The following is a 24,758-nucleotide window of genomic DNA, read 5'->3' as shown; positions in this document are numbered from 1 at the left end:
GCTATGCCGCCCCCTTTCACAGCGCTAGGCCAGAAGCCGCTTCGCGGCTGATGGCCGGACCGCCAGCTTTGGTCCAATAAACGGTTTTGCAGGCGCGTAGCGCCGCAGGCCTAGCGCTGTGTAGCAGTGGCCGCAGGCCAGACCGAGGCGCTTTGCGCCGAAGGGCCGAGCGAATAGCGAGCTGCGAAACCTAGCGCCGCAGCTTGCTGCGGAGGCCCCAAAATAGTCTTAGACTTGCAAGAAAAAAGTTCCTAGTCTTTAGAGTTGTTAACAATTTAAAAACATTCTAAAGATTAGTCCTTTGCAAGGGGCGTTAATCAATATTTTAGCCTCTTTTGTTATATTTGCGAAGTAAATAATATTATTGGCAGCTTAACCGCTGCAGAAAAACCTATAGAACATGACTTGGCTTCTACTCATTATCATCGTTCTCGCCTTTGTCTTTATCGTACAAATCGGTAGAGCGCGCGAATTAGCCTCTTTGGTAAGAGGTGAAAAGGCGGAGGAGTTTGAACGAAACAACTTTCATGCAGGGCTAGGAATGGTCTTCATGATTAGTTTTCTCCTTATTTGTATTGTATCGTTTATCTATTATATCCCGTATATTTTGGGATGGGGACCAAACATGGCCGCTTCGGCACATGGTCCGATGGTAGATAGCGTATTTAATACTACTTTGTTCTTTACCTCTATTGTATTCTTTGGTTGTCAGTTTGCGCTATTCTTCTTTGCATGGAAGTTTAGAGGGCAAAAAGGCCGCCGCGCCAAGTATTGGGCACATGATGACCGTTTGGAGATGGTCTGGATGCTTGTCCCTGCGATTATCATGACCTTTTTGGTAGTGAGTGGTTTGCAGGCTTGGAATGAAATCATGGCCGATGTTACTCCTGAAGAAGTAGCGGGTGAGGATTATATGGAGATTGAGGCGACTGGGATGCAGTTTGCTTGGTTGCTCCGTTATCCTGGCCGTGATCAAAAGCTAGGAACAAAGCATTTTACAAAAATTGATGGGACTAACCCATTGGGTCAAGATTGGACCGATAAGAAAAACATTGACGATTTCCAGCCCAGTGAAATCGTATTACCTGTAGGTAAAAAAGTACGTGTGCGTATCAACTCTAGAGATGTATTGCACAACTTTTACCTTCCTCAGTTCCGTGTAAAGATGGATGCTGTACCAGGTATGCCTACTTACTTTGTCTTTACGCCTGTAGTTACTTCTGACTCTATGCGTAATCGTTACAAAGGGTACGACAACTGGAATATTCCTGACAAGCAGAATCCCGATAAGAAACGTTGGGAAGCTTTTGAGTACGAATTGGCTTGTGCAGAGCTTTGTGGCCGTGGTCACTACTCTATGCGCCGTGTACTTAAGGTAGTTACTGCTGAAGAGTATGCCGAATGGTTTGATGGCATTGAAGGAACTTCACACTATTTGAACAATGTTCGCGGGACAGATAAGGATCCTTTCAAAGATGTAGCGAAAGGAGAGCTTGAATTTGAACAGCTATTGGCTCAGAAAGAAATCGTAAAAGCGGAATTGGCTAGCTTGCAAGAAGCAATGGCTGCTGCTGCTGCTGCGAGCTTGAGTAAAATGGAAGCTGCTGAGGCTAAAGTATTGGCTGCTTTGAAAATTGCTCGTACTACTTTGGATGTTGAGGCGGCTAAAAAAGCTGCAGCTGATGCAAAAGCGGCTACAATGAGCGTTTTGGCACAGCCCGAGCCTATTGAAGCTCCTGCTACGGATTCTGTACTTACTGACTCAGTAGGAGAAGAGAAGCCTCTATAGTTTTAAAACACTTGTTCACTATTTTATAAATTACCTTCTTATGGCTGATATCAATATCACAGAAAAGGAAATGCACGCTCCACATGGTGGAGACGGGCACGGACACGGCCATGATGATCACCATCACGGTGATAAGTACCAATCGTCATTTATTGATCGCTTTTTGTTTAGCATGGACCACAAAACCATTGCAAAACAGTTTTTGATCACGGCGATTTTTTGGGCCATCATTGGATCTGGAATGTCTATCATCTTCCGTTTGCAATTGGGTTTTCCTGATGCAGACATGTCTTGGCTACAACCTTTGTTAGGGGGCTGGATCGACATTGATCCTGCATCTGGAAAAGGTACTTTGAGTCCAGACTTCTATTATGCATTGGTGACCATGCATGGTACCATCATTGTATTTTTTGTACTTACTGCTGGATTATCGGGAACCTTCTCGAACTTACTTATTCCATTGCAGATTGGGGCCCGTGATATGGCTTCGCCTCTTATGAACATGCTTTCTTACTGGTTCTTCTTTTTAGCTGGTGTGATCATGTTTATTTCTTTATTCTTGAACACAGGACCCTTTTCAGGGGGATGGGTAGCTTATCCACCACTTAGTGCATTACCTCAGGCTTCTGATGGATCTAAGGCGGGGATGACACTTTGGTTAATGAGTTTAGTTTTCTTTGTAGTATCTACACTTTTGGGAGGGATTAACTATATCTCTACAATTCTCAATATGCGTACTAAGGGAATGACTATGTTCCGTATGCCTTTGACTATTTGGGCATTTTTGCTCACTGCTGTTTTGGGCCTATTATCTTTCCCTGTAATTACTTCTGGTTTCTTCATGTTGATGATGGACCGTATGCTTGGTACTAGTTTCTTCTTGGATGAAATCTATGTAGCTGGTGAAGCGTTGACTGATCGTGTAGGGGGGAATGCCATTTTGTACCAGCACTTGTTCTGGTTCTTGGGTCACCCGGAGGTATATATCATTATTTTACCTGCGATGGGTTTAGTGTCAGAGGTACTTTCTGTACATGCTCGCAAGCCTATCTTTGGTTACAAAGCTATGGTATTCTCTATCCTAGGTATTGGTGTACTTTCATTCCTAGTATGGGCGCACCACATGTATGTTAGTGGTATGAATCCTTTCATCGCAAATATCTTCGTTCTCTTTACATTGATTATTGCTGTACCTTCAGCGGTAAAAGTATTTAACTGGATTGCGACAGTATGGGGTGGTAACATGCGTTACAACTCTGCTTCATTGTTCTCTATTGGATTTGTATCGCTCTTTATCTCTGGTGGTTTGACAGGTATTTTCTTGGGTAATGCCACAATTGATATGCAACAGCACGATACTTACTTTGTAGTAGCTCACTTCCACACGGTAATGGGTGTAGCTGCATTCTTTGGTATGTTCTCTGGAATTTACCACTGGTTCCCTACGATGTTTGGCCGTTATATGAATGAGACTTTGGGTCAAATTCACTACTGGGGTACTTTGATTACTGCTTATGCCGTATTTGGTCCTATGCACTATCAAGGGATGGCTGGTGTTCCTCGTCGTTACTATTCTTTCGACACGTTCCAAGCCTTTAACCAGTTTGATACGATGAACCAAGTGATTACTATAGCTGCCATCGTAGCCTTTTTCTTACAGTTTGTGTTTATTATCAACTTCTTTTATTCTATCTATAAAGGAAGAAAGCAAACAGAACAAAACCCTTGGGGTGGAACTACACTAGAGTGGACTGTTCCTATCAATCCTGGTCATGGAAACTGGGATGGACCTATCCCTGAAGTTCACCGTTGGCCTTATGACATCAGCCGTTACGAAGATCGTGAATTCGTAATGCAGAATGAGCCTCTAGCAGAGGGTGAAGAAGATGGAGGACATTAGTCTTCTGGAGAATGACCTATTCTAAATCAAGATTGATATTTTGAATACGAATAATAGTGCTACCGTTAATGACAGTCTTTTGGGCCAGAAGTTGAAGAACTATATGGCTTTAGCTAAGGCTAGATTGGCATTATCGGTAGTATTTTCAGCATGCACAGCCTACTACCTAGGAACAGAAAATTTTAATGTATATCATTTTCTGCTCCTAGGAATAGGAGGCTTTCTAGTAACTGCATCGGCCAATACCTTAAATCAGGTATTGGAGAAAGATACAGACCGAAAGATGAAGCGGACGCAAGACCGTCCTCTTCCTGCTGGTCGAATGGAAAGCTGGGAGGCTGTTCTTTTTGCTGGTATTACTGCTGCTGTGGGTTTATTGGCTTTGGCCTTTTTTAATCCCATGACTGCATTTTTAGGTTCTGTTTCTTTGGTGAGTTACGCCTTTATTTACACGCCATTAAAACGTATCTCTCCTGTAGCCGTTTGGGTAGGAGCCGTGCCCGGAGCACTTCCTATGGCTATTGGTTGGGTCGCTGCAACTGGTGAATTAGGCTTAGCTGCTTTTTTCTTATTTAGTCTTCAGTTCCTTTGGCAGTTTCCCCATTTTTGGGCTATTGCTTGGGTCGCTTACAAAGACTATGAAGAGGGAGGTTTTTATCTTTTGCCTTCTAGCCAAAAAGATGGTCGTACAAAAGAAACGGCCTTACAAGCAGCATTTTATGTGCTTTGCCTTATTGCAATGAGTTGGGCACCCGTTAGTCTGGGCATTTCTGGCTATATTGCCGCTGGCATTATGTTCTTCATGGGGCTGTTCTTTCTCTACTTTGCTATCCGTTTGTTTAGACAAACAACAGCAAAAGCAGCAAGACAGCTAATGCTAGCTTCTCTAGTTTATCAATTGGTGGTCTTTATTGCCCTAATGATTGATAAGATCTAAAATCAAAGCGCCATGAGCACTTTAAATAAAACAGTAAAACGTATTCACCCCAAAAAATTTGCCCTCTGGATGGGGATAGTTGGGATGATTATGTTCTTTTCGGCATTTACTAGTGCCTACATCGTGCGAAAAGCTTCTGCCAACTGGTATAACTTTCCGCTTCCGAACGAGTTCTTTTATAGCACAATCGCTATCCTTGGAAGTAGTCTCGCTTTCTACTTATCCAAAAAAGCATACCTCAGAGCCGATGCAAAAACCTTCAAAGGGCTTTACTTACTCGGCTTTATGTTAGGGTTTGTCTTTATTGGTCTACAGTACGCTGGCTGGGAATCATTACATGCTTTGGGCATCGATCTAGTGGCCAATCAATCCAGTAGTTTTCTTTACCTTATTACTGCGGCACATGTCGTGCACGTTATGGGAGGAATTCTTGCACTAGTTGTCCTTGCTACAGGTCTTATCAGAGGCCGATTTGATGTACCTACGCCCAAACGTACACTTAAAATTGACTTGACTTTTACTTACTGGCACTTTGTAGATATCCTTTGGCTCTATCTCTTGGTGTTCTTTCTGATACAACAATAAACATCTATCTGTAATTTTTACAAATTGATCCGATACAATGGCAAACGAAACAGTCATCGAAACTCAGGAGCAGCACGATAACGCCCCCCAGAAGGAAAATCTCTGGAATGGTGGCCAGTCTCCTTTCAAAGCGAGCTACGGAAAGCTCATGATGTGGTACTTCCTCCTATCAGATGCCTTTACATTTGGTGGATTCCTTTTGGCCTATGGTGCCTTGCGCTTTAGCGTAAAAGGTTGGCCCGTACCCGATTTTGTATTCCAAACTGCTCCCTTCGGCATCTCTGGTGCCCCCCTTATCTTTGTAACTTTCATGACTTTCGTCTTGATTGTTAGTTCGGTTACTGTACTTCGTGCCGTACAAGAAGGTAAAAGAGAAAATCAATCTGCTGTAGTAAAATGGTTGCTCGCTACCGTATTGGGTGGTGGATTGTTCCTTGGCTGCCAAGCTTGGGAATGGACAAACCTAATCGCTACAGAGGGTATGACGCTCTACACTAACCCTTTCGCGACTCATACCGAAGAAGGTAAATACCTTACATTAGACGAACTTAACAGTATCGCTAAAGAAAAAGGATGGGAAAAAGAAGTTGTAAGTGTGGAAAGCCATGGCAAAACTTCTGAAATCACTTACTTTACTGATGCTAAAGGCAATAAGTATTTCGAAAAAAGAGACCATCATGGTGATCTTCCTGAGAAAATGGAAATTAACACAGGTGACTCTTACCTCATTACTTACCAACACGATTTGCATGACTATGCAGTAGGTGCCTACCAAACTACCGATGGAGAAGTTAAAACGGAACCTTTTGGCCCTCAGGCTTTTGGTGCGCTATTCTTCTTTATTACTGGTTTCCACGGTTTCCACGTATTTTCTGGACTAGCTTTCTTACTTATTATCGCTATACAAGCCGCTAACGGTACTTATGTTGCCCGTAAGAACGGATACGAAATGGTAGAGAAAATTGGTCTTTACTGGCACTTTGTAGATTTGGTTTGGGTTTTCGTTTTCCTAGCCTTCTACCTACTCTAAACTCTATTCGATTAACCTTTTAATGCATATATATCATGGCTCACGCAACAACTCGTGAAGAAGATATCAAAGTAGGCCGCAATGGTTTTATCATTTTGCTTATCGTTACATTCGCAGAAGTAGGTATCGCTCTTATTGGTAATGGCCACCTTATCGAAGGGCTTAGCCTTCCAAAAATGATCATGATTCCTGTAATGATCGCACTCAGCCTTTATAAAGCTTACTACATTACTTCGATCTTTATGCACCTCGGTAGCGAAGTGAAACCTTTCATCGCTACGGTTATTCTGCCTATGCTCCTTTTTATTTGGGCAATTATTGCCTTTTTGTGGGAAGGTAGCGCTTGGTTCAATAACCAAGAGTATGTCAATAAGAAGAACCAAGAACAAGTGGATCCTAAAGGAGAAGCTACAGAAGGAGCTACTGGTATGCTAATGAATGCCAACGAAGCCCCTAAACAAGTTCGCTTCGAATAAAAATGCGCTGATTTTACTCGGCTCCAAAACCCTCTAGCCTCAAGCTAGAGGGTTTTCTTTTTTAGGGCGCGAGGCGCCCAATAGGAGCGAAGCGACTGGCTGAGGGATGGAAAGTGGTGCGGCGAAGCCGCAGACCAAGGCGCTCTGCGCCGCAGGGCCGAGCAGAATTGCGAGCCACGATACAGCCCGACCCGACCGAAGGGCGGGGCAGCCCCAAAATAATCCCCAAAATTATTCGTTCTAATGCCCTAAATTTACCCCCAAAATCAAAAGCAATTATGTATAAATACTTCTTCCTCTTTTTGTTGCTAACGAGCTGTACGCTCTGGGGCCAAAAAGATCAAGCGGGCTTGCATGCGGTCCGAAATAAAAATTTACCCTATGAATATTGGACCTATTTCCCCAAGAATTATACAGGCCAAGAAGGCCAAAAATTTCCCCTGCTGATTTATCTGCACGGCCGAAGTATTCAGGGAACAGACCTGAATAAGGTGAAGCAATATGGGGTGATTTATGAACTGGAACGAAAACTCGAACTCGATTTTATCGTGATCGCTCCCCAATGTCAAAAGGGCTGGGAAAATGATAAATTAATCCAAATTTTAGATTATGCCGAGGCCCATTATGCCGTAGATCGCAAGAAGGTGTATCTCTGCGGCATGAGTATGGGGGGCTATGGCGCTTGGCATTTGGCCGGCTATGCCCCCGATCGCTTTGCCGCTGTGGCCCCAATCGCTGGCGGTGGCCGCCTAAAGGATGTAGAAGGCATGAAAAATTTGCCCCATTTTGTGGTGCATGGCAAAAAAGATAAACCTGTACCCGTAGAGGAATCTCGAAAAATGGTCAAGGCCCTAAAAGCTGCTGGAAATACCGAGGTAAATTATATTGAGGAGAAAAATTGGGGGCATTCGGAGGCCGTTCGCGTCTTTTCTTGGCCCAAACTCTACGAATGGTTCCTAAAATATGAGCGCCCGATCAAGGGTGAACCCATTTTGGCCCAGGAAGACCCACCCAAAGAAGAACCCAAAGTACCAGAAATAAAGGAGCCGCAGCCAGAAGAGGAGGAATATATTGTTTTTGAAGAAGATCAACCCAAGGAGACGGTTAAGCCTAAACCGCAACCCAAAGCCCCCAAAAAGAAGAAAAATAAGTGGTGGCAGTTCTGGAAATGGAAGTTCTGGTCGACTATGTTTGGATAAGCGATTGTTTTGGGGCTGCCCCGCCCTTCGGCCGGGTCGGGCCATTGCGCAGCTCGCAGCTCTGCTCGGCCCTGCAGCCCTTCGGGCTTTGGTCTGCCGCCTTCGGCGGCCCTGCTACAGCCCCTCAGCCTGCGGCCCTTCGGGCCTGCAAAACCGCAAAATAGGACCAAAAAGGCCCGCTAGTAGAAACTAGCGGGCCTTTGCTATGCCAAATCTCTAGGATCGTTGGCTACTGAAATAAACTCTAATATATTTCCTTGTTCATCTACCCGAGCTGCCGATAACAGATTACCTAAAGAAGCTCCTGTATCCAAATTGCAATAGCCCTCTTCTGGCCGATAAAGAACGGCTTTCTGGGGGGTATGTCCCAAAAATTGCAGCTTGCCCAAAGGTTTCAAAGGCCCGCGATGCCATAAAATGCCCTGCGGATGCATGGGGTCCCAAGCATGTGGACCATAACCCAAGCCTGCATGAGATAAAAAACAATGGGCTTCCTCATGATAAACGGGAAGTTGGGCTAACCAAGCTACATCTTGCATAAAGTCTAGTTCCTGCTCCGCATATTGGGCCTCAATGGCATCAAAAAAGGCCTCGGCCCAATGCTGGCTAGCCCGCCCCTGCAAATAATGCAAGCCCAATTGCTGCTCATGATTGCCTCTTAATACCAAAGCTCCCGCCTGCTCCATTTCCTTCGCCCATTGGACCACCTCCAAGCTGTGCTTCCCCTTACTAATGAGGTCGCCTAGCAAACAAAGCCGCTCTTGGCTTGCATCCCATTGTTTTAAAAGTTCCAACAAACTGTAGTAACATCCGTGAATATCTCCAATGATAAATTTTGAATTAGGGCTATTTTGCATTTTTGTTTTAATTTTTGAGTCAATTTGCTTGAAATTACAAACAAAAAGTTTTACTTTTGAAGGGTTGAAACAATCTGATTTGCAGCATCCATAAAATCGCCCAGTATGAAAGACCGCTTCACCATCATCTATCCGCTTTCTTATAAGAAGAAAATGCAAGCCGAAAATATTGAACCTACAGTAGATAAGGACAAGAGCTTGCAGGTTCAGCAAAATAAAAAAACTTCTTGGTCTTTCTGGATGAAGGAGCGTTATCGCGCTTTTCAGCTATGGATGGCGCCAGCCGCTTGGGCGGCTCGCATTCGTCGACCCTATTTTTTGTTTCATCCTAAAGGCCGTTGGGGAACCGCTGCCGTGATGGCTATTGCTTCTGGCGTTTATTTTTGGCCCCAAATTTCTGCTTTGCCTCAGCAATTGGCCCGAAATGAAGCCGTAGAAAATACAGCAAAATTGAGTGGAGAACCTTTGGCCAAGGCCAAAAAAGCGAGTTTTATCGCTGCAGAATTGCCCAAAACAACTCAAGCCGCAGCTCCTTTAGCTATGGCCCAAGAAGAAAAAGAAGAGCAGCCTGCTGCTGCAGAAGAAAATAAGGAATTGAGCTCGGAAAATCTTCCGCAAATTCCAGAAATTCAACCAACGGTCAAAAAACCCATTTCTGTCGAAATCTCTGATGAAAAGCTGCAACAACAGCTCGATTTTATGAACCGCCTGCGCCCTTTGGCCCAAAATGAAGCCAGCAAAACTAAAATTCCTGCCGCTTTGCTTTTGGGCCTGGCCATTATGCAATCTGATTTTGGACAAACGGCGGTGGCCAAAGCTGGAAATAATCCCTTTCACCTTCTGCTCGAAAATAATAGTTTGCTTGCTCATGAAGGCTGTACTGGAGAAGGCATTTTTCATGGTCAGCGCTATGCCCGCTATCGCAGTCTTTGGGCTGGATTTAGAGCGCATACACTTTATTTACAAAGCCTAGAAGCGCCTAAGGAAAATAGCTGTATGGCTTGGGCCAAAGCATTGGAAAAACAGGGCTATTTCCAAAAAGACCAAAATGCAGAAGCACTAATCAATTTGATTAAAGGCTTGGAGCTAGAAAAACCACTAATGAATAGCTAAAATTTTGTATTCCATTTCCGTATTTGAAAAACTTCCGTGTATTTTCAAGGGTGTTGACCAATCTTGGGTCAGCGCCCTTTTTTGTTTAGCACTCATTTAAAATTAGCCTTTTATGGAGTGTTGGCTTTAACCCAATTTGCTTATGTCGCTTTCTGCTCGCTTTATTGCTTTGGTCCAAAAAGTATTGCCCAACCCTTTGGCGCTGGCTATTTTGTTGACCTTGTTTACTTATGTTTTGGCGCTTTTTCTGACCGATTCTCCCAAGCCATTCTTAGAAGTTTTGGACCAAAATGGCCAATCTTTGGTCCAAATCAATCTTGAGCAGCAAACAGCAGCTTCTTTTCAACAGGGAGGCCAAGAGCTACGTCTAGCATGGGCCGATAATAGCTTGTCGATTAAAAATAAAGTAGGGGAGTTGGTCTGGCGAGGCGAGCTCCAACTCAAAACAAATAACCCACTAAAGACTTCCATTAAGTTGTCCAAAAAGCAAGGGCTAGAGCTGCGCCAAAAGGCCCAAGGAACACCTTACTTTCTGGCCCTTTGGACCTATTGGCAGGGCGGATTTTTTAAGTTTTTGGCCTTTTCGATGCAAATGATGCTCATTTTGGTTTTGGGCCATGTGGCGGCTCTTAGCCGCCCTGCCAATTGGTTGCTAGAGCGTTTTACAGGCTTGGCTGGACATTCGGGTTGGGCTGTTTTTGCCGTGGCCCTAAGCAGTATGTTGTTGGGGCTGTTTAATTGGGGCTTTGCGCTTATCTTTTCTGCTGTATTGGTCCGAAAACTAGGAGAGGCAGCAGCCCAAAAGGGCCATAAAATTCATTATCCCTTATTGGGTTCCGCCGCTTATTCTTGTATGATGATTTTTCATGCGGGCCTTTCAGGCTCGGCCCCACTCAAAATTGCAGAAGAAGGCCATGAAATGGCGGAACAAATGGGCGTTATCCCTATTGGCCAAACGCTTTTGTCTTCACTCAACCTTTGGGTTTTGGGCTTGAGTTTGACGATTATTCCTCTGGTTTTGGGTTTGTTGGGCCATTTTATGCGCCCGCCGGCTGTTCAATTGCCGCAAAAGCCTTTAGCCAATAGGGGAGAGGAGACCAAGCTAGAAGGTGCCGCCCGCTTAGATCAATGGCGACCTTTAGCCTGGGGCTTGGGCACATTGATGTTATTCTTGGCCCTTTATCAGGCGCTTATTTTGCCTCTTTGGGTCCAAAAAACAGGTTTTGATTGGCAGTTTCGTTTTCTCAATCCTAACTTCCTCATTTTTGTCCTCTTCGGCCTGGCCTTTTTGTTACACGGTCGCTTGAGTCAATTTCAGCAGGCGGTGGGCCAGGCTATAGGCGGCAGCAGCGGCATCCTCATTCAGTTTCCCTTTTATGCGGGCATTATGGGTATTATGTTCAGTTCTGGCTTGGTCGATTATTTTTCGGCGGCTTTTGTGCAATACGCCAGTCCCCAAAGCTTTCCCTTTTTTACGCTTTGGTCGGCGGCGGTGGTCAATTTTTTTGTACCTAGTGGGGGCGGGCAGTGGTTGGTCCAAGGCCCCATTCTCATAGAAAGCGCTAAGCAATTGGATGTTCCTTTGTATAAGGCGGTTTTGGCGCTTTGTTATGGCGATCAGTGGAGTAATATGTTGCAGCCTTTTTGGGCTTTGCCGCTTTTGGGCATCACGGGCCTAAAAGCACAAAATTTATTGCCTTATACTTTTTTGCTTTTCCTTTTGGGAGGGCTAATCTTTGGCGCTTGTTTGTTTTGGGGGTAGATATTTGGGGCCCGCGGCCAGCAAAGCTGGCCGCCGCTATGCTCCGCAGCTCGCTGTTCGCTCGGCCCTGCGCAAAACTTCGCTAGCGCTCGTTTTGCTTGGTCTGGCCTTCGGCCACTGCTGCGCAGCGCTGGGCCGCTCCCCATTATTTTTTGCGTTCAAGCTTTTTTCTTCGGCCTTTTGGCGCTTCCTTTAAAGCGGTATTCGTCGCTGCGCTCCTCATTCGTCAATATGTCCCCGCCCACCCTCCCCTCTACGGGATTCCTTAGGGAATCCCTTCGGGGAGTTTGGGCCAATTCAAAAAAAAATAAAAAAAATCGATTTTCAGTGAACTAAATGGGGCACTTCCTTGTTGGGGAGTTCGTGAATCAAATTTTACCGATGAAAGATCCAGGGCAAAATATTATTAAGCAAAAGAAAATTCCTAAGCAGCGATCTGTTTGAGGAGGACTTTGCTATGCCCTCGGAAAAGCTCTGACAGATATTAAATTTGTCAGAGCTTTTCTTATTTTTGCAGGAATTTAAAGCCTTGCCAATCATTTTTTTCTGCCTTTTGCCAAGGGCTACTTAGGCGGTGCAGCCGCCTTGGCCTAGCGCTGTGGAGGGGTGGCCGTAGGCCAGACCGAGCAGCGAGCCCCAAAACGACAACAAGCCCTTTAGGGCGCAGTTCGACGACCAAAGGGAGTAACCGCCGCAAGCGTAGCGCAGCGGAGGCCCCAAAAAAATAAGCAAGCAATAAAAAATTAAAATAAAAAACCGTGGCATCTTACAAGCTATATGAGCAGTTGAATCTGGCTGCCATTGACCAAGATATCCTAAACTATTGGGCCGAAAAGCAGATCTTCGAGCGCTCTGTATCAGAGCGAGAAGGCGCCGAAAACTTTGTTTTCTATGAAGGCCCCCCCTCTGCCAATGGCCGTCCGGGTATTCACCACGTATTAGCTCGTTCTGTAAAAGATAGCTTTTGTCGCTATCAGAGCATGAAGGGCAAAATGGTCCGCCGCAAAGCGGGCTGGGATACGCATGGACTTCCAATTGAATTGGCCGTAGAGAAGAAATTGGGCATTACCAAAGAAGATATTGGTCAGAAAATCTCTATTGAAGAGTACAATCAGGCTTGTAAGGAAACCGTCATGGAGTTTAAGGACCTTTGGGACAAACTGACGGTAAAAATGGGCTATTGGGTGGATCTTGAGAAGCCTTATATTACCTATGAGCCCAAATATATGGAGACCGTTTGGTGGCTCCTTGCTCGTCTATACAACAAAGGCCTTTTGTATAAGGGCCTAACGGTTCAGCCTTATTCGCCTGCGGCGGGTACGGGTTTGAGCTCGCATGAGCTCAATCAGCCAGGCTGTTACAAAGATGTTTCGGACAATACGGTAGTGGCCATGTTTAAGGTCCAAAAATCAGAACAATCGGCTTTTCTTTTTGATGAAGAAGGAGAGGATGTTCGCTTTTTGGCTTGGACGACCACGCCTTGGACCCTGCCTTCTAATACAGCTTTGACTGTTGGTCCAAAAATCGAATATGTCAAAATCAGAACGACCTCGCCTTATACTGAACTACCCGTTAGTGTAGTTTTGGCCAAAGCGCTGGTGAAAAAATGGATGGGCGGCAAAAAACAACCGCAAGTCATCCACAGCTCTGAGCCTTTTACGGGCAAAGACTTAGAAGGTATCCGCTATGAGCAGTTGCTCAACTATGGCAATCCCATTGAGCCCTTGCAAGGCCAAACCGATGCTTTCCGCATCATCTTGGGCCAATTTGTTACCACCGAAGATGGTACGGGTATCGTGCATACTGCTCCCTCTTTTGGTGCAGATGACCGCATGGCCGCTCAAAAAGCGGGAATTGGTGCCTTGACTTTGGTGGACAAGCAAGGACGCTTTAAGGAAAATGTAGGTCCTTTTTCTGGACGCTATGTGAAGGATTATGAGGACCAAGGAGAGGATTACCGCTCTGTAGATGTGGATATTGTCATCCACCTCAAAACGGAAAATCTAGCCTTCAATGCACAAAAGTATTCGCATAATTATCCTCACTGTTGGAGAACAGATAAGCCCATCCTTTATTATCCGCTAGATTCTTGGTTTATCCAGGCTTCTGCCGTAAAAGAACGGATGTATGAGCTTAATAAAACCATCAATTGGAAGCCCGCTTCTACTGGAGAAGGCCGTTTTGGCGGTTGGTTAGAGAATCTACAAGATTGGAACCTCTCTCGCTCTCGCTTTTGGGGAATTCCTCTACCGATTTGGCGAACCAAAGACGGCAGCGAAGAGCGCTGTATTGGCAGCCTAGAGGAATTGACGGCAGCTATCGAGCAATCTATGGCGGCTGGCCTTATGCAAAGCAATCCTTATGAGGGTTTTGTTCCCAATGATTTTTCTGAGGAAAACTACGCTAAGGTAGATCTTCACAAACATATCGTAGATCAGATCGTCCTTTGCGCAAGCAATGGTGAACCCATGTATCGCGAATCCGACCTTATCGATGTTTGGTTTGATAGTGGCTCTATGCCCTATGCCCAACAACACTATCCTTTTGAGAATAAAGAACTGATCGATAACGCTATTCAGGGCAAAGAAGGCGCTCGCGCTTTCCCTGCCGACTTTATCGCAGAAGGAGTGGACCAAACCAGAGGTTGGTTCTATACTTTGCATGCTATCGCTACCATGGCTTTTGATCAAGTAGCCTATAAAAATGTAGTTTCTAATGGCTTGGTACTAGACAAAAACGGTAAGAAAATGTCTAAGCGCCTCGGCAATGCCGTAGAGCCTTTTGAAACTATTGATAAATACGGAGCAGATGCCACCCGCTGGTATATGCTGACCAATGCACAACCTTGGGATAACCTCAAGTTTGATGTAGAAGGCTTAGACGAGGTGCGCCGAAAACTATTCGGCACTCTTTACAATACCTATATCTTCTTTGCTACCTATGCCAATGTCGATCAATTTGATGGGCAAAGTATCAAGGACTTTGATTTTAGCGGAGAGCTAGAACTGGCCAAACGTCCAGAAATTGACCGTTGGATCATCTCTAAACTCAACAGCTTGGTTAAGGAAGTTGATGAGGATATGAGCGATTATGAGCCTACCAATGCGGGCCGTAAAATCGCCAACTTTGTCGATGCTCAACTCTCTAACTGGTATGTTCGCCTTTGTCGCCGCCGTTTCTGGAAAGGCGATCAAAATGAGGACAAACTAGCTGCTTACCAAACGCTTTATACGGTTTTGGAAACCCTAAGCCGCTTAATGGCGCCTATCGCTCCATTCTTTAGCGACTTTTTATACCTTAACCTACAAGCAGGCCAAGAGGGCACAGGCAAAGATTCTGTACATCTAGCTGATTTCCCCGCCGCTAACTTATCGGCTATCGTTCCCGAATTGGAGCAACGCATGGATTATGCGCAGCGCATTTCTTCTATGGTGCATGCGCTTCGCCGCTTACACAAAATCCGTGTACGCCAACCCCTCCAACGCATCCTTCTGCCTATCTTAGATGAAGGTTTTGAGGCCCAAGTAGAAGCCGTTAAGGATTTGATCCTCTCTGAGGTGAATGTGAAGGCCATTGAATATATCCGCGATAGCTCTGGTATCTTGAAGAAGGGCGTAAAACCCAACTTTAAGGTCCTCGGCAAACGCCTAGGCAAGCAAATGAAGGCTGCCAAAACGGCTATCGAAGCCATGACACAGACCGATATCCAAAGCCTAGAAAAAGAAGGGCAATTTATGATTGAGCTAGAGGGAAGCGCTACGCCAATTTATCTAGAAGAAGTGCAAATCACTTCAGAAGATATTGAAGGTTGGTTGGTCACTTCTGATAACGAAATCGTAGTCGCCCTAGACGAAAGCATTAGCGAAGAGCTAAAGGCCGAAGGAATGGCCCGTGAACTCGTCAACCGCATCCAAAACCTCCGCAAAGATCATCAGCTAGAGGTAACTGATCGCATTCAACTGAAACTGGAAAAACAGCCAGCTATCCAAGCCGCTATCGACCAGTTTGCTGATTATATTAGCCGCGAAGTTTTGGCCCAATCTCTAGAAGTAGTAGAGGGCCTAAACGAAGGGGCAGAAATCGAATTATACGAAAACCTGGCCTTGCATATTTGGCTAGATAAAGCCTAAATCGCAGGCCGACAATGCTCATTAGAGCCCACGAACAGTATGAAAGTAAGCGAACACTTCCGCCAAGCGGAGGGCCAAACCCTGATTTCTTTCGAAATCCTTCCCCCTCTGAAAGGAGGGGGGATCCAAGGAATTTTTGACACCTTGGACCCACTCATGGAGTTTAAACCTCCTTTTATTGATGTAACTTATCACCGTGAGGAGTTCATCTACAAAAGACGCCCCAGCGGCTATTATGAGAAAACCGCCATCCGAAAACGCCCCGGTACCGTGGGCATTTGTGCGGCTATCATGAACCGCTATGGCGTAGATGCCGTCCCTCACCTGATTTGTGGCGGATTTACTGCCGATGAGACCGAAAACGCCCTGATTGACCTGATGTTTTTAGGGGTCGATAATGTGCTGGTCCTTCGTGGCGATCCCCGCAAGTTCGAAAATAAGTTCATGCCCGAAGAAGGCGGCCATGCCTATGCTCTAGACCTAGTCAAACAGGTCCAAAGTATGAATGAGGGCCACTATCTTGATAGTACGCTCATGGATGCGCAAGCCTCTTCTTTCTGCATTGGTGTAGCGGGTTATCCCGAAAAACACTTTGAGGCGCCAAATCTCGATATGGACCTGCATTTCCTGAAGCAAAAGGTAGACGCTGGAGCCGATTATATCGTGACGCAAATGTTTTTTGATAACCAAAAGTACTTTGACTTTGTCGATAAATGCCGAGCCGCAGACATTCATGTGCCTATTGTGCCTGGCTTAAAACCCATTACCAAAAAGTACCAGCTAAGTGCTATTCCTCGACATTTCTTTATTGATTTGCCCGATGATTTAGCCAAAGCGATGATGGCCGCTAAAGATGCTGAAGCTCGCCGCCAAATAGGCATAGAGTGGTGCGTCATGCAGTCCAAAGAACTCAAAGCCGCAGGCGTTCCCTGTCTGCACTATTATACAATGGGCGATGTCGATACTATTAAATCGATTGCCGAACAGGTTGTATAATGATTTGGGGCTTGCCCGCCCTTTGGGCGGGCCGCTCCCTGCCGGGCTCGCAGGTCTGCTCGGCCCTGCGCCGCCTTGGGCGGCTAGGGCTAGCCCTTCGGGCTCCCCTCTAGGCAGCTAAGCCAAGGCGCTTCGCGCCTTTCTGGACCAAAAAGGCCGCCCCAAGGCGGCTGCTCGGCCTAGCGATGTGGAGCAGTGGCCGAAGGCCAGACCAAGGCGGCTTTGCCGCCGCAGGGCCGAGCGAATAGCGAGCTGCGTAACGTAGCGCCTGCCGTAGGCAGGAGGCCCCAAAACAGCAGCGAGCTGCGACAACCAGCCTCGAAGAGGCGCCAGTTCGATGACCCAAGGGAATAAACGACAACAAGCCCTTTAGGGCGCAGTTCGACGACCAAAGGGAGTAACCGCCGCAGCAAAGCTGCGGAGGCCCCAAAACAAGAAGAATTGTACATTGATTGAATTTTTATAAAACGTAAGCAGTAAAATGGCTTTAACGGAACAAGCTAGCCAAGCCTGGCTAGAAGAGCTCGACCAATTGCTGGAGGCTGGCCAATTAGGCGGCCGCAAGCTCAATGAAATGGAGCGACAGCGCATCACCAATTTGAGAAAAATGGTGGAACTCAAGATCAACCCTTATCCCGCAGAGGCTTTTGAGGTCAGTCACCTGGCCAAAGAGGTAAGCGAAAACTTTAGCGAGGAAAAGGCCGAGGACTTTAAAAAGGTCCGCCTAAGCGGCCGCCTAATGTCTAAACGGGTTATGGGAAAGGCTAGCTTTGCCGAACTCCAAGATAGCAGCGGACGTATTCAGTTTTATGTGAGTCGGGACGAAATTTGCCCCGAAGAGAATAAAGATCTCTATAATAAGGTCTTTAAAAAATTGCTCGATATTGGCGATTATGTGGGCATTGAGGGCTATGCTTTTTATACAAAAACAGGAACCCTTTCTATTCATGTAGAAAAGTTCATCTTTTTGGGCAAGGCCATTCGCAATCTGCCTATCGTAAAAACGGATAATGAAGGAAATGTGCATGATGCCTTTACCGATGCCGAACAGCGCTATCGGATGCGTTATGTGGACCTTACAGTAAATCCACAATACAAAGAGATTTTCTTGACCCGCTCTAAGGTGGTTCGTGAAATGCGCCACTTCTTTGATGCTCAAGGTTGGTTGGAAGTAGAAACGCCCATTTTGCAAGCCGTGCATGGTGGTGCTGCTGCCCGTCCTTTTGAGACGCATCACAACACCTTGGATGAGGACCTCTATTTGCGTATTGCCAATGAACTTTACCTCAAGCGCCTCATTGTGGCTGGCTTTGATGGAGTTTATGAAATCGGCAAGATGTTCCGCAATGAAGGAATGGACCGTACCCACAATCCAGAGTTTACCTCTATGGAGATTTATGTGGCCTATAAGGACTATATCTGGATGATGCAGATGGTAGAGCAACTCTTTGAAAAAATCTGCCTTGCTGTTCATGGTAGCAGCAGCATTAAGATCCGTAAGCAACATGGTAAAGAATTTACTACGCATGAAGTAAATTTTGCTGGCCCCTTTGAGAAACTTAGCATCTATGATGCAATTGAGAAGCATAGTGGCCACAACCTACGCAACATGAGCGAAGAGGAAATCTTTGCCCTTTGTAAAGAACTACATATTGATGTAGATGCTAGCATGGGCCGCGCTAAACTCATTGATGAGGTTTTTGGCGAAACTACCGAGCCTCACCTCATTCAGCCGACCTTCATCACCGATTATCCAATCGAGATGACGCCTTTGGCCAAAAAACACCGCAGCGAAGAGGGGCTCGTCGAGCGCTTCGAGCTCTTTGTAATGGGTAAAGAAATTGCCAACGCCTATACCGAGTTGAATGATCCTATTGATCAGCGTCGCCGCTTTGAGGACCAACTTCGCCTAGCCGAAAGAGGAGACGAAGAAGCCATGGCTATGGATGAAGATTTCCTCCGTGCCCTAGAATACGGCATGCCTCCTTGTTCTGGTTTGGGAATTGGTATTGACCGCCTAGTGATGTTGATGACCGACCAAACTTCTATTCAAGAAGTGCTCTTCTTCCCACAAATGCGTGCGCTGAAGAAGAAAACAGAGGAACAAGAAGAAGCTTAATTCAGTTAAGCCAACTCAATAAGAAAGGCCCCACTCCAAATTAGGAGTGGGGCCTTTTTGGTCCTTAGCCAATCGGCTTATAAATACTTTTTCCAGGCGGCATATTGCGCTCCCAAATAATCGAAGTCGCTAGCTTGACAAAAGCGTTTAAAGACTTGCATATCGCTACTTTTTGGCTTGGCCGAAAGCTGAAAATGCACCTCTTCGGCTCCAGCTTTTTGCCATTCTACAGAAAGGCGGCCAGCTCCTTTTTCTCTGAGCAAAAAGACCAGATTAGGCGAGCCATCCAAAGGATAAAGTTCTATCAACAAGCGGCCTTTATCTTCTTCCAAAATGCGGTAATTGGCCCGAATTGCCCGCTCTTCCATAGGGTTGAGCAAAAGCAAACCCTCTGCAGAAAGCAATAAGCTAATATCAGCTAAGCGCTCCTTGAGCATGTTCTGAACATCAGCGGGTAGTTGGGGGTCCAAACGGTTTTGCTTAGGATCAAAACGGCCCAACTGGCCAAAATGAGCTGCCAAAAAGGCCGATTTCGCATTTTCAGTCGCCCAATCTGCTCGCTCGGCCAAAAGTGCGGCCTCCAAAGCCTTAAGCTCAGCCTCAAAATGCGTTTGCAAATAATCTTTCGCCTTGCGGCTTTTGGCCTTTTGGGCCAACTGCAATTGGGCAAAAGCAGCCGTTTGCTCTCCCATCAAGTGCAGACATTTACCCAAAGCAAAAGCGGCTTCTCGAGCATAAAGTGGTTCTTGCAAAAGAACTTCAAAGATAGCCTTAGCGGAGGCATAATCTCCAGCTTCTAGCAAATAAAGTCCCCGCTTAAAATTCCATTCTAAAGCAGCCATGCCCGTACTCAAGGCAATCACTTTCTCCAAAGCAGCGGCGGCTTGCCCAAACTCTTCTTGAGCGGCAAACAAAAGCGACTTCTGGATGTAAATTTCCTCATCTTCAGGCTGTTCCTGCTCCATTTCCTGATAAATATTCAGGGCCTCGGCATATTGGCCTTGGGCCTGCAAACAAATGGCCAACAAGCCTTTGAGCGCATAATGTTCCTGAGCAGGAGCCATGGCCAAGGCTTTTCTAAAGGCCTTCTCGGCCTGACTATATTGCTCTTCGGCCAAGAGATAATTGGCCAAACCCACCCAATAGGGTAGGGGCTGAGCCGCCGCCTGAATCAAAGCTTTATAAGTGAGGCTAATCTCCTTAAAAGAAGGCTCTGCCTGCATCATCAAGGCATTGAGTTTTAGCGTTAGGGCGGCCTCATTGGCTTCTTTTTCCAACAAGCGCTCAATCAGCTCCAAAGCCTCTTCCAATTGGGCCATATTGAGCAAGGTTTTGGCCTTGAGGCGCAAGAAATCAGGCTCTTCCAAAGCCGAAGGCTCCGCCTGATTCAAGTAATCAATTGCTCGCTCTACATTTTGGGCCTCAAACAATTGATAACGAGCCAAACCTAAAAGCGCCCACCAATTTTTGGGCTCCAAAGCTAAGGCCTTATCATATAAAATTCGAGCGGCAGCAGCCTGTCCCTGAATATCCTTATAGCTGGCCAAACGCAGCAAATAACTGGCTTTTTCGGGGGCCAACTCAATGGCTTTGGCCAAGGCAATTTCCGCATTTGGATACTGCTCCGCCAAAAAGAGGGCTTCGGCCAAACAATAATAACCCAAATCTACGGCAGGTTCAGCAATGATAGCCGCTCTGGCCAATTCATTCAATTCATCGGGCTTTCCACTTTGCCGCGCTTCGGCTAAAGCTTGCAGCAGTTCTGGCATTGACATATCTCCGTTTTCTTCTGTTGATAATTTATTTTTTGGGGCCTCCGCTGCGGCCTGCGGCCTTGCGGCGCTACGTTTCGCAGCTCGCTGATCGCTCGGCCCTTCGCAGGCAAAGCCTGCTTGGTCTGGCCTGACGGCCACTGCTGCACATCGCTAGGCCGATACGGTGGGAAACCCCCACCGTAAAGGCGAAGCTATAGGCTAGTTATTCCAAGGTAGATATTGCTCAAACTTCTGAATCATAGGCGCAACATCTTTGCCTGGCTCAATCTTAAAGTCGCCTTTGGGCCCATGTGTAAAGCTGAGACTTTGCATCGAGAAGCTAGTTTCATAGCCTGGCACCTGCAATTGGAGCAGCTCGTATTTGCCCAACTTATGCGTAAAGAAAGCATCAATGGGGTCGAGATAACCAAAAGACCAAGAAGCCGCCCCATTCCATAGACTCACAATGTAGCCTGGAATCTCTACTTTGAGCAGCATATCGTGCTGGGTCGTTACGGTAGTGGGGTACAATTTACCTACTAAGCTCTTATCTTTTAGGCCCAAAGTTACCTTAGCATCTGCTTGGCAATCTAGCTGACCACTGACAGTTGCGTTGGCTTGTCCCTCTACTTTTTTCTTAATCACCGGAATAGTAAAACCACAGTCTAGTTCTAGGTCGCCTTGGGCCCAAGCAGAACTACTCAATTGGCTGTTGATTTCTATTTCGGAGCCAGTAAAACGGCCCGAAAGCGTTCCGGATAGGCGAATATCCATAGACATGCCCATAGACAGACGGCCCCACTTTTGGCGAGGCGGCTTATGTTGCAAATGCAAAAACTCTTTGCTAATTCCCTGATTGAGAAAGTTATTGATGAATTGGTCCAAAAGGGCTTTAGCGGCCAATTCAGCTAGGCGCTTAAGCTCTTCTTTCCCTTTTGCCAACAACTCATCGAGACTGCTAACGCCATCAAAAATATCAGCGCCTTCTTTGACCAAATCACTAAGACCAGCCTTCTCAATTTCTTCTTTGAAAACATCAGAGCCGACGCCCAAGATTTCTCCTAGGTCAGTTTTTCCGTCTTCCAAAACAGCTTTGGCTGCTTCGGCAATGCTTTTAATTTTATCATTGCCAGCTTGTTCTCCAATCGTACTTAGGCCTTCTTGGATTAACTCTTCGGCTTCAATTTTACCATCTGCGGCCACTTGGCTGACCGATTCAGCAACTTGGCGAACGGTATCATTACCACTCTTTTTAGCGATTTCGCTACCAATTTGGAGCAAGTCGGTGACATCAACACCTTCGCGCTCAATTTTATCGGCTTTTTCAAGAATAACATCCAAACGGCCCAATAAATCGGCTGCTTTCTTTTCTGATTTAGGTTGTTCTGTTTGTGCTTTGCGCTGGCCCAATTCATTTTGGACCGATTCGAGGACCTTGCGGCCTTCTTGGACTTTAGACAAAAAATCTCCGAAACCCATAATGTTTTATTTTAAAAGGAGTGAATTAAAAGAGGAAGCTTAGGAAATCGGCACCAGAAGGCAGAGGCTCTGCTTCGGGCTTTTCTTCTAGGGCTTTTTCTGCCGCTTTGATCTCGGCCTCTTTGGCATTGATTAAAGCTTCTAGCTCATTTAGGCGGGCTGCGAATTCCGCTTCGGCAGCTTGGGCTTCGGCTTGGCTAGGCGCCTGAGCTTTTACTTTCTCCTTTAGGGTTTGGGCTTGGGCCAATAATTTGGTCTGAATGTTTTCGGCTTTTTTGGCCAAGGCTACTTTTTCCTCTTCATTAGCTTGCTCATAAGCTTTTTGGAAAGAGAAGATATTTTGTTCTAGATTTTGGATAGTATCTAGGTCCTTATCGGTTGCGGCATTGGCTTTTAGGTGGGCCAATACTGTTTTCTTTGTCTCCTCGGTAAGGGTTTCAATTTTTTGGGCCAAAATGGCGAGTTCATTATCTGTTTGTCCCGCTTCATTTTTAGTAGCTGCAGCCAAGAGTTGCTCCAATTTGGCTAATAATTTTTGGGCATTAGCATCCTCTTCTTGGGCCAATTCGTTTTGGGCAGCTTGCATATCTGCAAGTTGTTCTTCTGAGAGTTCATTAGCTTTATAAGCGGGAAGCCATTCTGTTTTGAGGCTTTCCAGATGCTCTTTCCAGTTGCTATCTTGGCTAGTGGCATCAACAAGGGGGCTCGCTTCCTCTGCAGTGCTAAACTCAAGGATAATATTCATTTTGGCAAAGGCTTCAGCCATTTTGCTTTGGATGAGTTCGGCGCCTAGGCCTCCTTTTTTGATTTCTACTTTGGCCAAAAGGCCATCGGCAGTTGGTTCTAGGCTAAAGCTAGCGGCTGCGGTTTTTTTGATAGGATGGAAACTATCTTTTTTAAGTCCTTTAAAAGCTAGAATCATTTCGGGAGCCTTTTTGTAGGGAATGGCCACCATGTTTTTTTTACCAGCGAGGCGATAGTCTTGTAAAAAGATCACTGCTTTTGCTTTTTTCCAGAGGACGAGCTTTTTAAAGAGCTTTTCATATTCTGCCTTTTTCAGAGAAGGCAGAAGCTCTAGGCTCAAGGTATTTTCGGACATAATGTAAGTTATTGAATATAGGTAGTAAATGTATGCTGGAGCATAGGCTCCAAGCCTTTGGCAGCCTTCAATTTAGGCTTTTTTAGTGGGAAGAGGAAAGCTTTTTTAAGAATGGCTTAAAAAAGAGTGGACTTTGGTCTTATTGGCGTTGAGCAGGGCGCATAGCGCCCGCAGGCTGAGCGATGTGCAGCAGTGGCCGCAGGGCCGAGCGACCCGACCAACGGGAGCCGACGCAGCGAAGCAAGTAATAGCGAGCTGCGGAACGTAGCGAGGGGCAGCCCCAAAAAAAAGCAGTTTCTTTAGAAAGAAACTGCTTAATCTTATTGAATAATTTTGAGTTCTACTCGTCTATTGAGCTGTTGTTCGAGGGCAGATTCGGCTCTGGGGTAAATCATTTCCCAGTTGCCATAACCTCGGTATTTTAGGCGTTCTGCTTTTATTCCCTTTTGGATAAGGTAGTCGTATATGGCTTTGGCCCGAGCCTCTGAGAGCTGATAGGAGCGAGATTGAGGGGGAACGGGGGCGCGGTTGGGTTTATTGATATGGCCCCCTAGTTCAAATTTGAGCTCGGCATTATAGCGCATAAAATCGGCAATTTCATTGAGGGCTTTTTCCGAGTTGGATAAAAGCTCGGCGGTGCCAGCTTGAAAGTAGAGGTCAGAAAGTTGAATTTTTCCGCCTAGCAGGGCTGGTTCTAGTTGAATATTGAGATAAATAGAGTCTGTTTCGGGCGTTTTAAGTAGACGGTTGGCAAAGAAATAATTTTTGGCATAGGCACGCAGTTCCAATTGCCGGAAATTGCCTACAACCTGTTCAAATAAGCCATTGGCGTCGGTAGTTAGGGTGTCTTGGCGGCCCATACGGAGCATAAGAACTTGGGCGTTGGCCAAGGGGGCATCGGTTTTAGAATCGGTCAATCGGCCTGTAATTTTGCATTTATCATGAAATTGGCTGGGGTCATAAGGGGCTAGGGCATAGACAGAAACTCGGCGATTTTTGGCTCGGCCTTCTTCGGTGTCATTATTGGCAATAGGGCTAAATTCTCCGTAGGTACGCAAATCGATAAAGGCACTATCAATGCCTTGTTTGAGTAGTTCTTGGGCTACAGAGTTTGCCCGGTTTTTGGCCAATTCATTATTGTGTAAACTGCTGCCAATAGAATCGGTATGAGCTTGAATGACAATCTTTTCGAGCTCTTCACTGGCCAGTTGATCGACCAAGGCTTTTAGCTTCGCCTTATTTTGAGTATCGAGTTGGTAGGAGCCAGAATTAAAAAATAGCTCGTTAGTAGAGATAAAGCGATAGCGCTTTCGGTCAATTTGGCCAATAAGCAGTTGAGGAAGAAGAATGAGAGATAGTGTGTACAGGAAAAAACGCATCTATAAATTCAAGTTTAGAGCCCAACTTTCAGGGGAACGGGAAAGTGTCACAAAGATAACTTTTTTGTTCCCTTCCTTATTTCTCCATGGTTAAAGAAAAGCTAGCTTTCTCGAAAAGTTTTTATCTTCGGCCTTTATTTGCAAACAACAATAA

Annotated in this window: 17 protein-coding genes; 12 read left to right on the top strand and 5 right to left on the bottom strand. The window is 45.9% G+C overall.

Translation table 11 applies throughout. The annotated features are described in order from the left end of the window. The first annotated feature begins 400 nt into the window (after positions 1-400). The 7 genes from PPO43_RS05490 (at position 401) to PPO43_RS05460 (ending at position 7,916) form a co-directional block, all read left to right on the top strand. On the top strand, positions 401-1,789 hold the full coding sequence (locus PPO43_RS05490) for a cytochrome c oxidase subunit II (RefSeq protein ID WP_272620806.1): 1,389 nt from the start codon (positions 401-403) through the stop codon (positions 1,787-1,789). Positions 1,790-1,829: 40 nt separating this feature from the next. Then, on the top strand, positions 1,830-3,689 hold the full coding sequence (locus PPO43_RS05485; protein WP_272620805.1) for a cytochrome c oxidase subunit I: 1,860 nt from the start codon (positions 1,830-1,832) through the stop codon (positions 3,687-3,689). 40 nt (positions 3,690-3,729) lie between these two features. Further along, entirely contained in the window at positions 3,730-4,626 is an 897-nt protein-coding gene (gene cyoE / locus PPO43_RS05480) for a heme o synthase (RefSeq protein WP_272620804.1), read from the top strand. A gap of 69 nt (positions 4,627-4,695) precedes the next feature. Next, positions 4,696-5,211: a cytochrome c oxidase subunit 3 gene (locus tag PPO43_RS05475; RefSeq protein WP_272620802.1), complete on the top strand. Its 516-nt coding sequence runs from the start codon at positions 4,696-4,698 to the stop codon at positions 5,209-5,211. A gap of 37 nt (positions 5,212-5,248) precedes the next feature. Further along, a complete protein-coding gene (locus PPO43_RS05470) occupies positions 5,249-6,241 on the top strand; it encodes a cytochrome c oxidase subunit 3 (RefSeq protein ID WP_272620801.1) in 993 nt (330 codons plus the stop codon). A 35-nt stretch (positions 6,242-6,276) separates the two neighbouring features. After that, the gene (locus PPO43_RS05465; RefSeq protein WP_272620800.1) at positions 6,277-6,717 is read left to right on the top strand and encodes a cytochrome C oxidase subunit IV family protein; all 441 of its coding nucleotides are present in this window, start codon (positions 6,277-6,279) and stop codon (positions 6,715-6,717) included. 278 nt (positions 6,718-6,995) lie between these two features. Beyond that, on the top strand, positions 6,996-7,916 hold the full coding sequence (locus tag PPO43_RS05460; RefSeq protein ID WP_272620799.1) for a prolyl oligopeptidase family serine peptidase: 921 nt from the start codon (positions 6,996-6,998) through the stop codon (positions 7,914-7,916). Between the two features lie 203 nt (positions 7,917-8,119). Here the strand turns inward: PPO43_RS05460 and PPO43_RS05455 are convergent, their stop codons facing one another. Continuing rightward, on the bottom strand, positions 8,120-8,773 hold the full coding sequence (locus tag PPO43_RS05455; RefSeq protein ID WP_272620798.1) for a metallophosphoesterase: 654 nt from the start codon (positions 8,771-8,773) through the stop codon (positions 8,120-8,122). Between the two features lie 105 nt (positions 8,774-8,878). On the opposite strand from PPO43_RS05455, the gene PPO43_RS05450 reads away from it, so the two are divergent. The 5 genes from PPO43_RS05450 to lysS all read left to right on the top strand — a co-directional run bounded on the left by PPO43_RS05450 (position 8,879) and on the right by lysS (position 18,893). Next, positions 8,879-9,886 carry a glucosaminidase domain-containing protein gene (locus tag PPO43_RS05450; RefSeq protein ID WP_272620797.1) on the top strand — a complete coding sequence of 336 codons (1,008 nt, stop codon included), beginning with the start codon at positions 8,879-8,881 and terminating at the stop codon, positions 9,884-9,886. 142 nt (positions 9,887-10,028) lie between these two features. Next, positions 10,029-11,648, top strand: coding sequence for a TIGR00366 family protein (locus PPO43_RS05445; protein WP_272620796.1), 1,620 nt, complete (start codon positions 10,029-10,031; stop codon positions 11,646-11,648). A gap of 758 nt (positions 11,649-12,406) precedes the next feature. Next, the gene (gene ileS / locus PPO43_RS05440; protein WP_272620795.1) at positions 12,407-15,778 is read left to right on the top strand and encodes an isoleucine--tRNA ligase; all 3,372 of its coding nucleotides are present in this window, start codon (positions 12,407-12,409) and stop codon (positions 15,776-15,778) included. Between the two features lie 39 nt (positions 15,779-15,817). Continuing rightward, positions 15,818-16,774 (top strand): methylenetetrahydrofolate reductase [NAD(P)H], encoded by a 957-nt coding sequence (metF, locus tag PPO43_RS05435; RefSeq protein WP_272620794.1) that lies wholly within the window; start codon positions 15,818-15,820, stop codon positions 16,772-16,774. Between the two features lie 481 nt (positions 16,775-17,255). Then, a complete protein-coding gene (gene lysS / locus PPO43_RS05430; RefSeq protein WP_272620792.1) occupies positions 17,256-18,893 on the top strand; it encodes a lysine--tRNA ligase in 1,638 nt (545 codons plus the stop codon). Between the two features lie 77 nt (positions 18,894-18,970). Here lysS and PPO43_RS05425 read toward each other — a convergent pair whose 3' ends face one another. The 4 genes from PPO43_RS05425 to PPO43_RS05410 form a co-directional block, all read right to left on the bottom strand. Next, positions 18,971-20,668, bottom strand: coding sequence for a tetratricopeptide repeat protein (locus PPO43_RS05425; RefSeq protein WP_272620791.1), 1,698 nt, complete (start codon positions 20,666-20,668; stop codon positions 18,971-18,973). 198 nt (positions 20,669-20,866) lie between these two features. Further along, entirely contained in the window at positions 20,867-22,126 is a 1,260-nt protein-coding gene (locus PPO43_RS05420; RefSeq protein ID WP_272620790.1) for a hypothetical protein, read from the bottom strand. 25 nt (positions 22,127-22,151) lie between these two features. Then, positions 22,152-23,225 carry a hypothetical protein gene (locus tag PPO43_RS05415; protein ID WP_272620789.1) on the bottom strand — a complete coding sequence of 358 codons (1,074 nt, stop codon included), beginning with the start codon at positions 23,223-23,225 and terminating at the stop codon, positions 22,152-22,154. Positions 23,226-23,545: 320 nt separating this feature from the next. Continuing rightward, positions 23,546-24,604: an OmpA family protein gene (locus PPO43_RS05410; RefSeq protein ID WP_272620788.1), complete on the bottom strand. Its 1,059-nt coding sequence runs from the start codon at positions 24,602-24,604 to the stop codon at positions 23,546-23,548. Between the last annotated feature and the right edge of the window lie 154 nt (positions 24,605-24,758).

The sequence above is a fragment of the Saprospira sp. CCB-QB6 genome, assembly GCF_028464065.1.
Lineage (GTDB): Bacteria > Bacteroidota > Bacteroidia > Chitinophagales > Saprospiraceae > Saprospira.
Note: the sequence above shows the minus strand (reverse complement) of the source record. Positions and strands in the feature narration are given on the sequence as shown.